This is a genomic window from Stenotrophomonas sp. STEN023, assembly GCF_056760135.1.
Genome location: NZ_JBRREF010000026.1, coordinates 44,091 through 56,899, shown reverse-complemented (window position 1 = coordinate 56,899; position 12,809 = coordinate 44,091). Strand labels below are relative to the sequence as shown.

Sequence of the window (12,809 nt, the reverse complement as noted above, 5' to 3'; positions counted from 1 at the left end):
CCCCCCCCCCCCCCCCCCCCCCCCCCGGGCGGTGCGGGGGGCGCGTACCCGGCCGCCCCACCCCCCCCCCCCCCCCCCCCCCACCGGGGGAGTGGGGTTGGGGCGAGGGGAAGCTTCTAACAAGCAGACCCAGCTCCTGACTTTCCTCTGCAGCGCCCGAGCCGCGACTCAAGCCCCAGCCAAGGCCTGCTCCAGATCCGCCAGCAAGTCATCGATATGTTCGATGCCCACCGACAGACGCACGGTATCCAGCGTCACCCCCGCCTTCTCCAGCTCCGCCGCATCCAACTGACGGTGCGTGGTGGATGCCGGATGCGTAGCCAAGGACTTGGCATCACCAAGATTCACCAGCCGCGTGAACAGCTGCAGCGCATCCAGGAAGCGCGCCCCCGCCTCTCGCCCACCCGGCAAACCAAAGGTCAGCACACCCGAGCCCTGCCCGCGCAGGTACTTCTGCACCAGCGCATGCTCCGGATGGTCGGGCAGTGCCGCGTAGTTCACCCAAGCAACTTTGGCGTGCTTCTGCAGGTAATTGGCTACCGCCAACGTATTGCTGTTGATGCGGTCCATGCGCAGCGCCAGCGTCTCGATGCCCTGCAGGATCTGGAACGCGTTGAACGGTGAAATCGCCGCGCCCATGTTGCGCAACGGCACCACCCGCGCACGGCCAATGAAGGCCGCCGGGCCAAGTGCCTCGGTATAGACCACACCGTGGTAACTCACGTCCGGGGTATTGAGACGCGGGAAGCGTTCCTTGTGCTCAGCCCACGGGAAACGACCAGAGTCCACGATCGCACCGCCAAGGCTGGTGCCATGGCCGCCGAGATACTTGGTCAGCGAATGCACCACGATATCCGCGCCGAAATCGAACGAGCGCTGCAGATATGGCGTAGCCACGGTGTTGTCGACGATCACCGGCACGCCGTGGGCGTGGGCGATCCTGGCGATGGCTTCGATATCAGTGATGTTGCCGCGCGGGTTGCCGATCGATTCGACGAACACCGCCTTGGTGCGCTCATCGATCAAGGCCGCAAACGCCTGCGGATCGCGGTAGTCGGCAAAGCGGGTCTGGATGCCGAACTGCGGCAGCGTATGCGCGAACAGGTTGTAGGTGCCGCCATACAACGCGCTGGAAGCCAGGATGTTGTCGCCGGCTTCGGCAATGGTCTGGATGGCGTAGGTAATCGCGGCCTGGCCCGAGGCCAGCGCCAACGCACCGATGCCGCCCTCCAATGCAGCAATGCGCTTTTCCAGCACATCGGTGGTGGGATTCATGATGCGGGTATAGATATTGCCCTGCACCTTGAGGTCGAACAGATCGGCACCGTGCTGGGTGTCGTCGAAGGCGTAGGCAACGGTCTGGTAGATCGGCACCGCGACGGCGCGGGTGGTCGGATCGGGGGAATAGCCGCCATGCACGGCGATGGTTTCAGGCTTCCACTGCGGATCGGTCATCGGAGTGCTCGCTAAGGAGTGACCGCTGACGATAGCCGAGGATGGATGGCAACCGGTGGACGGTTGCAGGGGTTACTTGTGAGGGGGCGTTATTTGCTGATGCCTTTTTGAAGCGTGCATCTCCAGCCAGGAGCTTCCCCTCACCCCACCCCCTCTCCCGCAGGCGGGAGAGGGGCTAATACACTAGCCGCCGACACGATCCTAGCCCCTCTCCCGCCTGCGGGAGAGGGGTTGGGGTGAGGGCAGCTCTTAGAGCTTTTGAAGCGTTGGCTCAGGCTCTCAACCCTTACCAAACTGCAAATGCCCGCCACCACCGGCTTCCACCTTGATGGTGTCGCCGCTGACGAACTCGCCGGACAGAATCTTCTGCGCCAGCGGGTTCTCCAGCTGGGCCTGGATCGCACGCTTCAACGGGCGTGCGCCATAGATCGGGTCGAAGCCGACATTGCCCAGCACATCGAAGGCCGAATCGGAAACCTCCAGGCGCAGACCACGTTCGCCAAGCCGCTTCTCCAGCCCACGCATCTGGATGCGCGCGATCTGCTTGATCTGCTGCTTGTCCAGCGGGTGGAACACGACGATGTCGTCCAGGCGGTTGATGAACTCCGGACGGAAGTGCGCCTGCACCACGCCCATCACCGCGGCCTTCATCTGCGTATAGGCTTCCGGGCTGTCGTCGCCACTCATGTCCTGGATCTGGTGCGAGCCCAGGTTCGAGGTCATCACGATGACGGTGTTGCGGAAGTCCACCGTGCGGCCCTGGCCGTCGGTCAGACGACCGTCATCCAGCACCTGCAGCAGGATGTTGAACACATCCGGATGCGCCTTCTCCACTTCGTCCAGCAGGATCACGCTGTACGGGCGACGACGCACCGCCTCGGTCAGGTAGCCACCTTCTTCGTAGCCCACATAACCCGGGGGCGCACCGATCAGACGCGACACGCTGTGCTTCTCCATGAACTCACTCATGTCGATGCGCACCATCGCGTCCGGCGAATCGAACAGGAAGTCGGCCAGCGCCTTGGTCAGCTCGGTCTTGCCCACGCCGGTCGGGCCCAGGAACAGGAACGAGCCACTCGGGCGATTCGGGTCCGACAGGCCAGCGCGGGAACGCCGCACCGCGTCGGAGACCACGCGGATCGCTTCTTCCTGCCCAACCACGCGGTTGTGCAGCATGTCTTCCATGCGCAGCAGCTTGTCACGCTCGCCCTCCAGCATCTTGCTGACCGGAATACCGGTCCAGCGTGAGACGACCTCGGCGATTTCCTCGTCGGTCACCTTGTCCTGCACCAGCCGGAAGTCCTTGCGGTCCACTTCCTGCGCGGCAGCGAGCTGCTTCTCAAGATTTGGCAGCAGGCCGTACTGGATCTCGCTCATCTTGGCGAAGTCCTGGCGACGCTGTGCGGCTTCCAGATCCAGCTTGGCCTTCTCGACCTGCTCCTTGATCTTGGTCGCGCCCTGCAGCGCAGCCTTCTCCGACTTCCAGATTTCGTTGAGGTCGGAGAACTCACGCTCCAGCGTGTCGATGTCGGCTTCCAGATCGGCCAGGCGCTTGCGCGAGGCGTCGTCCTTCTCCTTCTTCAGCATCTCGCGCTGGATCTTGAGCTGGATCAGACGGCGTTCCAGACGATCAAGCTCTTCCGGCTTGGAGTCGATCTCCATGCGGATGCGCGAAGCGGCCTCGTCCATCAGGTCGATGGCCTTGTCCGGCAACTGCCGGTCGGTGATGTAGCGGTTCGACAAGGTCGCCGCCGCAACCACGGCCGGGTCGGTGATCTCCACGCCATGGTGCACCGCGTAGCGTTCCTTCAGGCCACGCAGGATGGCGATGGTGTCCTCGACCGTCGGCTCACCGACAAACACCTTCTGGAAGCGGCGCTCCAGCGCAGCGTCCTTCTCGATGTACTGACGGTACTCGTCCAGGGTGGTGGCGCCGATGCAATGCAGCTCGCCACGCGCAAGCGCCGGCTTGAGCATATTGCCCGCATCCATCGCGCCCTCGCCTTTGCCGGCGCCGACCATGGTGTGCAGTTCGTCGATGAACAGGATGATCTGGCCTTCATTCTTGGACAGGTCATTGAGCACGGCCTTCAGCCGCTCTTCGAACTCGCCGCGGAACTTGGCACCGGCAATCAACGCGCCCATGTCCAGCGACAGCACACGCTTGCCGCGCAGGCCCTCGGGCACTTCGTCGTTGATGATGCGCTGGGCCAGACCTTCGACAATCGCGGTCTTGCCCACGCCGGGTTCACCGATCAGCACCGGGTTGTTCTTGGTACGGCGCTGCAGCACCTGGATGGTGCGGCGAATTTCCTCGTCGCGACCAATCACCGGGTCGAGCTTGCCGCTCTCGGCACGCGCGGTCAGGTCGATGGTGTACTTCTCCAGCGCCTGGCGCTGCTCTTCGGCATTTTCGCTTTGCACGGTTTCTCCGCCGCGCAGCTTGTCGATCGCGGCCTTTATCTTGTTTTTATCAGCACCAGCAGCACGCAGGGCCATGCCGGCCGGGCCGCCATCGTCCACTGCCGCCAGCAGGAACCACTCGCTGGCGATGAACTGGTCGTTGTGCTGCTGGGCCAGCTTGTCGGTGTTGTTGAGCAGGCGATTGAGATCGTTGCCCATCGACAGGCTGCCGGCCTGGCCGGACACCTTGGGCAAGGCATCCAGCGCCTCGGTCAGCCGCTCGCGCAGCACCGGCACGTTGACGCCGGCCTGGGCCAGCAAGGGCCGGCTGCTGCCACCGGGCTGATCGAGCAGCGCGCTGAGCACATGCACCGGCTCGATGATGTTGTTATCACGGCCAACCGCCAGCGACTGGGCATCTGCCAAGGCTTTCTGGAAATTGGAGGTGAGCTTATCCATCCGCATGGGTCTTCTTCCTCAAAGTTGGGAGGCCAGCAGTGCTGGCGATACTGATTCAGATGCGGTTGCAACGGCGTGATTCAAGGGTGAATAGCGCCCTTGTTCAGCTGCAATCACAATCCAGCTCCAGTATCACCAGCTGCCGTCGCCGCAACCTTGATCCAACGCAAGCGGCAGCGCGGCTCAGCCGCGCGTGATCGCCGTGCGCAGCGCCCGCAGCTGCTGCTTCACCGCCTGTTGCTGCCCGGCATCCATACGCAGCAGGGCTTTCTGCCCGATTGACAGTGATTGCAGGGCCGGATCGACGAAGCGATAGCGGCCCTTGCCGTTCGGCTCCACCGCCAGCGGACGGGTCGGCTCGGGGGTCTGCAGCAAGTGGTCGATCACCGCCACCAGCCTGTCGTTGAAATGACCGTCGGGGTGGCCGATATCGCGGTAGGCCTGCTGCAGCAGCGGGTAGAAGCGCTTGTAGGCGGCCGCCACGGCACCCGCATCGGCGCGAACGAAGGCATCCACGTAGGGCGCGTAGCGCGTGGCATTGGCGGCTGCCAACTGCTCACCGCCAGCACTGCCCTGCTCCACCTGCAGCGCGCCGGGCAAAGGCCGTAGCGCCATCGCCGCACCGGGCAGACTGGGCTGGGTGAGGTTGTCGACATGCACCACCACGCGCTGGATCAGCTGCTCACGCAGCAGTACGGCCAAGGCATCTGCGGGGAACAATCCGTTCAAGGCCTGCCAGCTGGAGGCATCACTGTCGGCCAGGGCGGGCAAGGCCGGATCGGCAGCCACGTCGAGCGGATACTTCGGCTCGGCCGCTGGTTCGGGTGTAGCCGGCGCTTGGATGGCCGGTGTAGCCGGGCTATCCACCAGCGGAGCAACGCTTGCCGTTGCCTGCCGCAGCTGCGCCACATCATCACGGAACAACCACCAGCCAGCACCGCCTACCGCGGCGACGCCAACCACGGCCCAGGGCCACACTGCTTTGCGCTTCTGCATCACTTGCACCTTTATTGCATGTGATGGTGTGACCCCGGCAATCCCGCTGGGTTCCCCCAGCGGCTCAAACCCTGTACAGCCAAGCCCTGTGCATCAACGCTGTTTCTGCAGTGACATCAATCCGATGACGACCGCCAACACCGCATAGGCAGCGGTCACCTGCAAGGTGATGGCCTGGCGCAAGCCTTCCAGCTGCCACGGCAGGTAGATGCCGCCGCGCGGATCAGTGGAATGGATCACACCGAACGCACTCAGCGCGGCAGCCACGAACAGCAGACTCACCGCCACGCCAGCGCGACGCTCGATCAAGGCCACCAATGCTGCCGCCCAGATCATCGCGGAGATGATGAAACCATTGCCGAGCAGCTGCAGCGTGGCCACATCCGACAGGCCGTGGCCGTCGACCGCCGCATACAGCGCTGCCGCCGCATCCGGCGCCACCCAGGTGCCGAACTTGATGTTGATCAGGTAGGCAATCGCCGGCAGGAACGCCAGCGCGACCGCGATCGCGTGCTCACGCTTGGTCTGCTGAAACGCCTGTACGGTGATGTCCAGGCCGACGAAGACGATGATCGGCGCCAACACCGCCACCGGCAGCCACTGCACCAGCCCGGCGACCACACCGAGCATGCCGCCGATGCCGATGAACAGACCGGTCAACAGCGTGTAGCCGGTGCGTGCGCCCAGGCGCTTGTAGGCCGGCTGGCCGATGTAGGGCGTGGTCTGTGCGACACCGCCGCAGACGCCGGCGATCAGCGTGGCGATGGCCTCGACCAGCAGGATGTCGCGGGTGCGGTAATCGTCACCGGCAGCGCGTGCGCTCTCGGCCACGTTGATGCCGCCAACCACCATCAACAGACCGAACGGCAGCAGCAGCGACAGATACGGCACGGTCAACGGCAGGCCTTCGACGAAGCCCAGCGTCGGCAGCGGCAAGGCCGCAGCGAAGGAGATAGCCGGCGGCCACTGGAAGCCGGTCAGTGCACCCGCCGCGCCCAGCCCGTAGTACAGCACCACACCAACCAGCAGCGCGAACAGCACGCCCGGCAAACGCAGCGGCACCACGCCACGCGCAACCAGCACATAAAGCAGCACGCCCAGCGTGACCAGGCCGACCAGCGGCTGGCGCATGCTCTCGATCAGCGGCAGGAAGCCGAGCAGGGTCAGCGCCGCACCACCGATGGAGCCGAGCAGCGCCGCACGCGGCACATGGCGGGTAACCGCATCGCCGACGAAGGACAGCACCAGCTTGAGCAGGCCCATCACCACCAGCGAGGCCATGCCAAGCTTCCAGGTGGCCATTGCCGCTGCCTGAGGGTCCATGCCCAACTGCTTGAAGCCGACGAAGGCCGGGCCCAGCACCAGCAGTGCCATGCCGATGCTGGTCGGCGCATCCAGCCCCAGCGGCATCGCGGTGACGTCATCGCGGCCAGTGCGGGCAGCCAGGCGGCGTGCCATCACCGTGTACATCAGGTTGCCAATCAGCACACCGAAGGCAGTGCCGGGAAACATGCGGCCAAACACCACATCGGCCGGGAACTGGAAGATGCCGACCAGCGCCATCGCGATGAAACCGAGGATCGACAAGTTGTCGACCACCAGACCGAAGAAGCCATTGAGATCGCCGGTGACGAACCAACGTGGGCGGGAGGCGGATGCAGAAGAATTCATGGGGGATATCGTCAGGAAAGCGGAGCGATGGTAACGCTGGAAAAATGCGTGCGGATGGAACAGATCATTCGTTCGTGGGCAGCTTCACCCAGCCCTGCACCGAGCCACGATGGGGATTGCGGTAGCGCAGCTGCAACCAGCCATCGGCTTCGTCCAGCAGCTCGACGCGGTCGCCCTTGAGCAGGTAACGCTTGGTGGCAGTGTCGCCGGCCCGGCTGTACAGCAGCAGCTTGTCCGGCACCACCGATGCGCTGCGGCCTGGCATCGGCGCGTCCTTCAGCGGCGGATCGAAGGCATTCCAGATGGCGGTTTCGAGCCGCTTGCCTGCGGCATCCCAGGTGCTCCACACCGTGAGGATCTCCGCATCTTCCACTTCAGCCAGCGCCAACACCTGCGCGAGCGCTTCGGTATCGAGGAAGGCATTGCGCATCGAGCGGTACAGGTAGACCCTGTCGCCCTCAAAGCGGTAGATATCGCTGTACCACATCGGCCCGCTACGACAGCTGCTGCTGAGTGTGCGTGTGGCCGGGTCCGGAGTCAGCGACCAGAAGCCTTCGCAGCTGATCTCCGGGCCCTCGGGTGCGGCCAATGCGCGGAACTGGCCACTGGCCGGCTCGTACAGGTAAACCGTGACCGATTCGTTGACCTGGCCCAACGTGGCACTGGAATCCAGGTCCTGGTAACCGTCGAAGTTGTAGTCGGCGTGGCCCAGGCGCGTACCGCCGCCGTCCTCGTTCGTGGACGCCGGCAGCACCTGCCGGGCTGGCGAGCGGTTGCTGCCCACCTCCACGCTGCCGTCGCCGAGCAAGCGCGCATGCGCGCTGACGCCGGCTGCGACCTCGAAGCGGATCTGGCTGTCATCTGCCGCGAATGCTGGCGCTGCCAGCAGCGAAAAAACTGCAACCAGCAGACCATGGGCGGCAAAGCGGCAGCGGGACGTGGATATCAGGGGCGTCATCGAGAAGCTCATCTGCCGTTGGCGACTGCCCGCAGGCTAGCCGATCCAGTGCGGATCAGAACGAAACCTCGACCGCCTGCCGCGACCACAGCACCGACTGGTGCCTGGTGGCCTGCTTCCAGGCCAGGCGGATGGCTTCGATGTCGTTGCGGCGCTGCGGGCTGTCCTCATGCAGGATCACCAGCACCTTGGTGCGCAGCCGGTTCGGCTCGGGTGCGCCGCGGAACAGCCACTGGCCGTAGGCATCGAACACGGTCAGTCCGTCGGGGAAGCGCGGGGTGACTTCCTTGTCGAGGAAGGCGCGCCACTGCGCATCGCTGATCACATCGGTCTGCGCACGTGCCGATGGCCCGGTTTCCTCGCCGACGCCGAAATACAGCTCGCTGCGCACCCAGCCACCGGCTTCGGCCGGTCGCGCGGCATCACCGTGCAATTGGGCACTGGGCGCAGGTTCGGCAGCAGGCGGAGCGGCGTGGGCACTGGCGGCAACGGCAAACAACAGGGGCAACAGGACAGCGTGCAACTTCATGGAAAACCTCCGGACAGGAACAACACGGTGGCATCCAAGGCACCGCAGGGGATATCGCGTTTGGTTATCAGCCCATTGCCAGCAGGACTTGCATCCCGGGCGCTGTTAACGCGAAGATAATATATCGCTTCATCCGGATGGATGTAAGTGTTAACTGAAACCTTTCCGCCATCCGCGCCTCCCCCACGTCCCGCCTTCCCCACAGTTTCTGGAGTTTCCATGTCCCGCCCCACCTCGGCCCCGCTCGGCCTGGCCATCGCGCTGGCGCTGTCTTCCCCCGCTTTTGCCCAAAATGCCCAGCAGGCCACCAACCTGGACACGGTGATCGTCACCGGCACCCGTGCGGTCGACCGCACCGTGCTGGAATCCACCTCGCCGGTGGACGTGCTCAGCGCCGAGGACATCCGCAAGGCCGGCGTGGTCAACGGTGAGCTGGGCAGCGCGCTGCAGGCGCTGCTGCCCTCGTTCAACTTCCCGCGCCAGTCCAACTCCGGCGGCGCCGACCACATCCGCGCCGCACAGCTGCGCGGCCTCTCGCCCGACCATGTGCTGGTGCTGATCAACGGCAAGCGCCGCCACAACAGCGCGCTGGTCAATACCGACAGCAAGATCGGCAAGGGCACCACGCCGGTCGATTTCAACGCGATCCCGGTCAGCGCGATCAAGCGCATCGAGGTGCTGCGTGACGGCGCCGGCGCGCTATACGGCTCCGATGCGGTGGCCGGCGTGATCAACGTGATCCTCGACGATGCCCCGGAAGGCGGCGCCATCGAAGCCAGCTTCGGCGCGCACCACACCGACCTCAAGCCGATCGACCGCACCCTGACCGACGGCCAGACCAGCTACTTCAGCGCCAAGGTCGGCACCGCGCTGACCGACGACGGCGGCTTCCTGCGCGTTGGTCTGGAACTGAAGAACCGCGAAGCCACCAACCGTGCCGGCTTCGACCAGATCCCGCCGTGGGAGGCGCAGACCCCGGACAATCTGGCCCTGGCCGGCAAGCGCAATTACGCACTGGGCGATGGCGCCAGCAAGGACCTCAACGCCTGGTTCAATGCCGAGATTCCGTTCGGCTCCGCCTCCAAGGCCTACGCCTTCGGTACCTACAACCAGCGCGACACCGAAGGCGCCAACTACTTCCGTTACCCGGATGGTGAGGCCAACTGGAAGGAGCTGTACCCGAACGGCTACCGCCCGATCTCCGAAGGCGAGAACCTGGATGTGCAGCTGGTGGCCGGCGCCCGTGGCGAACTGGGCGACTGGAACTACGACGCCAGCCTCGACCACGGCCGCAACGAGTTCACCTACCGCCTGCGCAACTCGCTCAATGCCTCGCTCGGCCCGACCAGCCCAACCCGCTTCAAGACCGCTGATTTCAGCTTCGCCCAGACCGTGGCCAACTTGGATTTCGGCCGCATCTTCGTGCGTGCCAATGACACCCACAGCCTCGGCTTCGGCATCGAAGGCCGCAACGAGCGTTATGAAACCAGCGCCGGTGACCCGGCCAGCTATGCAGCCGGCCCCTACACCGACCGCCCGACCGGTTCGCAGGCCGGTGGTGGCCTGACCCCACAGGATGAAGCCGATCTGTCGCGCGACGTGATCAGCGCCTACACCAGTCTGTCGTCCACGTTCGGCGAGAAGTTCTCCACCGATATCGCCGCGCGCTACGAGCACTACCAGGACTTCGGCGGCGAGCTGACCGGCAAGCTCGGCGCGCGTTACGCCTTTGCCCCGGCCTTCGCCCTGCGTGGCTCGATCTCCAACAACTTCCACGCGCCGTCGCTGAGCCAGATCGGCTACGAATCCACTTCGACCGGCTACACCGCCGGTGGCCAGCTGGTGCAGGGTCGCCTGTTGTCGGTCAACAATCCGATCGCGCGCGCCCTTGGCGCCACCGACCTGAAGCCTGAGAAGTCGGTCAACTACAGCCTGGGCTTCACCAGCCAGATCGGCAGCCATTTCGACCTGTCGCTGGACCTGTTCCAGATCGACATCGATGACCGCATCGCACTGTCTGAAAGCATTACCGGCGATGCACTGACCGATTTCGTGCAGCAGCAGTTCGGCATCGGCGGGCTGGAAAGCGCGCATTACTTCGTCAACGCCGCCGACACCCGCACCCGCGGCGCCGAGTTCGTCGGCAACTGGCGGCAGTCGCTGGGTGACGGCGAGCTGCTGTTGACCGGCACCTGGAGCTACGCCAAGACCGAGCTGAAGAACGTGGTCGCCACACCGTCGCAACTGCTGGCGCTGAATCCGGACTACGTGCTGTTCGGCGTCGAGGAAAGCAACACGCTGACCGACGCCGCCCCGCGTACCCGCGCGCAGCTGGCAGCCAGCTGGGCCAATGACAAGTGGTCGTTGAGCAGCCGCGTAAGCCGCTATGGCAGCGCGACGCGTGTGTTTGATTTTGGCGGCGGCTACATCCCGACCCAGACCTACCAGGCCGAATGGCAGCTGGATGCGGAAGTGGAATACCGCATCACCCCGCAGTGGAGCGTGGCTGTTGGCGGCCAGAACCTGACCGACAACTACCCGGACAAGTCGAACGAGGACATCTACTACTTCGGCAACCTGCCGTATGACGTGCTGTCGCCGATCGGCAGCAACGGCGCGTACTGGTATGGGCGGGTGCGGTTTACGTTCTGATTTGGGTGCTTTTCGGGGAGGATTATTTGCTTAAAGCCTCCCCTCACCCCAACCCCTCTCCCGCGCGCGGGAGAGGGGCTCGCACCGCTTGCACTCGTAGTCCACTGGCCCCTCTCCCGCCTGCGGGAGAGGGGTTGGGGTGAGGGCAAGCTCTTAGCTAATGCCCCCACTCCCCCCGAATTCATCCAGCTTTAACAGCGCTAGGCGCTCCTTACGCCTGCCGGCTCATTTCAGTCCGGTTCATCCCTTGCGGAGGCGTATATGTTCGAGTCGTTGATTCGCGAAGCGGCCAGCCGCTTTCATCTCGGTGACAATGCAGGACGCCTCGTGCGCCAGCTTGTCGATGTCATTTTCGATCCTGCCAACGGCGGCTTTGCCGGCCTGAAGAAGCGCTTTGCCGATGCAGGCCTGGATGGCCTGTTTTCGTCGTGGATAGGCAACACACCCGGTGACAATGTCCTGCAACCGGACCAGTTCAGTGCCGGCTTCGGCCAGAACCTTGCCGGCGGTATTGCCAGCAAACTCGGCATTCCGTCCGCAGCAGTCAACATGGCCGGCGCTTGGCTCCTCCCCAAGATCGTTGGTCAATTGACGCCCGGCGGCAGCATCCCCAGTTCCCGCCCAGCGGACTACGATCGCTGGTTCGGCACCAGCACACCTGCCGCTGGTTACAGCGGTGGCAGCACGGTACCGGCGAAGGCATCGGGCGGCTTCTGGAAATGGTTGATTCCGCTGATTCTCCTGCTTGCTGCATTCCTGCTGTTCCGCAGCTGCAAGAAGGAGGAGGTTATTGCGCCAGCGCCGGTCGAACCGGTTGCAAGCACACAGCCAACTGCTCCCGTGGTCCAGGCCAACCCGCGCTTTGGTTTCGACAACACCGACGGCAAGGTCACGGTCAGTGGCCAGGTCGCCAGCGAGGCCGACAAAACGCGTCTGTGGGACGCGCTGAAAGCCAACTTCGGTGAAGGCAATCTGGCCGGCAACATCACCGTCGATCCGGCAACCTTGCCAGCCGGTTGGTTGGACAAGCTGATCGCCGCCTTGCCGGAGCTGAAAGCCAAGGGCCTGAAGTTCGGTTTCGATGGCGACAAACTCAACATCGACACCAGTGGACTGTCCGAAGCAGATCGCTTCACCGTCAGTGACAAGTTGCGCAGCCTGTTTGGAGGCTTCGAGATCAGTGGCTTGTGGGATCGTGCGGCGGCGGCATTGTCAGGGCTCAAGGCCGGCTTCAGCGGCGATGACCTGGTCAAAGCCCTGAACCTGATGAACATCTACTTCGACACAGGTTCGGCCACCATCACCCGCGACAGCCTGGAAACGCTGACCAGCGCAGCGAATGCGATCAAGCAGGCACCCGCCGGCACGAAGATCGAGGTGGGCGGGCACACCGACAACACTGGTGATGCAGCGGCCAACGTCACCTTGAGCCAACAGCGTGCAGATGCGGTGGTTGCCAAGTTGGCCGAGCTCGGTGTTGCTGCCGATGCGCTCACCGCCAAGGGCTATGGCCAGGAAAAGCCGCGTGCCAGCAATGACACCGATGAAGGCCGCGCGCAGAACCGTCGGATTGAGTTTGCGGTTACCAAGTGATGTTCTGCATTGGGTGGGTTCGCTTGCTTTCAGAGCGCCCTCACCCCAACCCCTCTCCCGTAAACGGGAGAGGGGCTCGCATCGCTCGCACTC

The 12,809-nt window shown here is 64.3% G+C and carries 8 protein-coding genes; 2 read left to right on the top strand and 6 right to left on the bottom strand.

The features are described from left to right. Window positions 1-168: 168 nt before the first annotated feature. The 6 genes from ACVOLV_RS09835 to ACVOLV_RS09810 all read right to left on the bottom strand — a co-directional run bounded on the left by ACVOLV_RS09835 (window position 169) and on the right by ACVOLV_RS09810 (window position 8,471). A complete protein-coding gene (locus tag ACVOLV_RS09835; protein WP_481554224.1) occupies window positions 169-1,455 on the bottom strand; it encodes an O-acetylhomoserine aminocarboxypropyltransferase/cysteine synthase family protein in 1,287 nt (428 codons plus the stop codon). Between the two features lie 279 nt (window positions 1,456-1,734). Beyond that, entirely contained in the window at window positions 1,735-4,323 is a 2,589-nt protein-coding gene (gene clpB, locus ACVOLV_RS09830) for an ATP-dependent chaperone ClpB (protein WP_481554223.1), read from the bottom strand. Between the two features lie 177 nt (window positions 4,324-4,500). Continuing rightward, window positions 4,501-5,313, bottom strand: a complete 813-nt coding sequence (locus ACVOLV_RS09825; RefSeq protein ID WP_481554222.1) for a DUF3014 domain-containing protein — start codon at window positions 5,311-5,313, stop codon at window positions 4,501-4,503. A gap of 93 nt (window positions 5,314-5,406) precedes the next feature. Next, window positions 5,407-6,984: a hypothetical protein gene (locus ACVOLV_RS09820; RefSeq protein ID WP_481554221.1), complete on the bottom strand. Its 1,578-nt coding sequence runs from the start codon at window positions 6,982-6,984 to the stop codon at window positions 5,407-5,409. A 64-nt stretch (window positions 6,985-7,048) separates the two neighbouring features. Then, entirely contained in the window at window positions 7,049-7,942 is an 894-nt protein-coding gene (locus tag ACVOLV_RS09815) for an XAC2610-related protein (RefSeq protein WP_481554220.1), read from the bottom strand. A 55-nt stretch (window positions 7,943-7,997) separates the two neighbouring features. Then, entirely contained in the window at window positions 7,998-8,471 is a 474-nt protein-coding gene (locus tag ACVOLV_RS09810) for a DUF3574 domain-containing protein (RefSeq protein WP_481554219.1), read from the bottom strand. Between the two features lie 219 nt (window positions 8,472-8,690). On the opposite strand from ACVOLV_RS09810, the gene ACVOLV_RS09805 reads away from it, so the two are divergent. Beyond that, window positions 8,691-11,123: a TonB-dependent receptor plug domain-containing protein gene (locus ACVOLV_RS09805; RefSeq protein WP_481554218.1), complete on the top strand. Its 2,433-nt coding sequence runs from the start codon at window positions 8,691-8,693 to the stop codon at window positions 11,121-11,123. Window positions 11,124-11,384: 261 nt separating this feature from the next. Further along, complete coding sequence (locus ACVOLV_RS09800) at window positions 11,385-12,716, top strand: OmpA family protein (RefSeq protein ID WP_481554217.1); 1,332 nt, start codon at window positions 11,385-11,387, stop codon at window positions 12,714-12,716. The last annotated feature ends 93 nt before the right edge of the window (window positions 12,717-12,809 follow it).

What these genes read in the sequence shown, in the direction of transcription:
- ACVOLV_RS09835 (WP_481554224.1), bottom strand. Translation starts at nt 1,455, where the DNA reads ATGACCGATCCGCAGTGGAAGCCTGAAACCATCGCCGTGCATGGCGGC.
- clpB (WP_481554223.1), bottom strand. Translation starts at nt 4,323, where the DNA reads ATGCGGATGGATAAGCTCACCTCCAATTTCCAGAAAGCCTTGGCAGAT.
- ACVOLV_RS09825 (WP_481554222.1), bottom strand. Translation starts at nt 5,313, where the DNA reads ATGCAGAAGCGCAAAGCAGTGTGGCCCTGGGCCGTGGTTGGCGTCGCC.
- ACVOLV_RS09820 (WP_481554221.1), bottom strand. Translation starts at nt 6,984, where the DNA reads ATGAATTCTTCTGCATCCGCCTCCCGCCCACGTTGGTTCGTCACCGGC.
- ACVOLV_RS09815 (WP_481554220.1), bottom strand. Translation starts at nt 7,942, where the DNA reads ATGACGCCCCTGATATCCACGTCCCGCTGCCGCTTTGCCGCCCATGGT.
- ACVOLV_RS09810 (WP_481554219.1), bottom strand. Translation starts at nt 8,471, where the DNA reads ATGAAGTTGCACGCTGTCCTGTTGCCCCTGTTGTTTGCCGTTGCCGCC.
- ACVOLV_RS09805 (WP_481554218.1), top strand. Translation starts at nt 8,691, where the DNA reads ATGTCCCGCCCCACCTCGGCCCCGCTCGGCCTGGCCATCGCGCTGGCG.
- ACVOLV_RS09800 (WP_481554217.1), top strand. Translation starts at nt 11,385, where the DNA reads ATGTTCGAGTCGTTGATTCGCGAAGCGGCCAGCCGCTTTCATCTCGGT.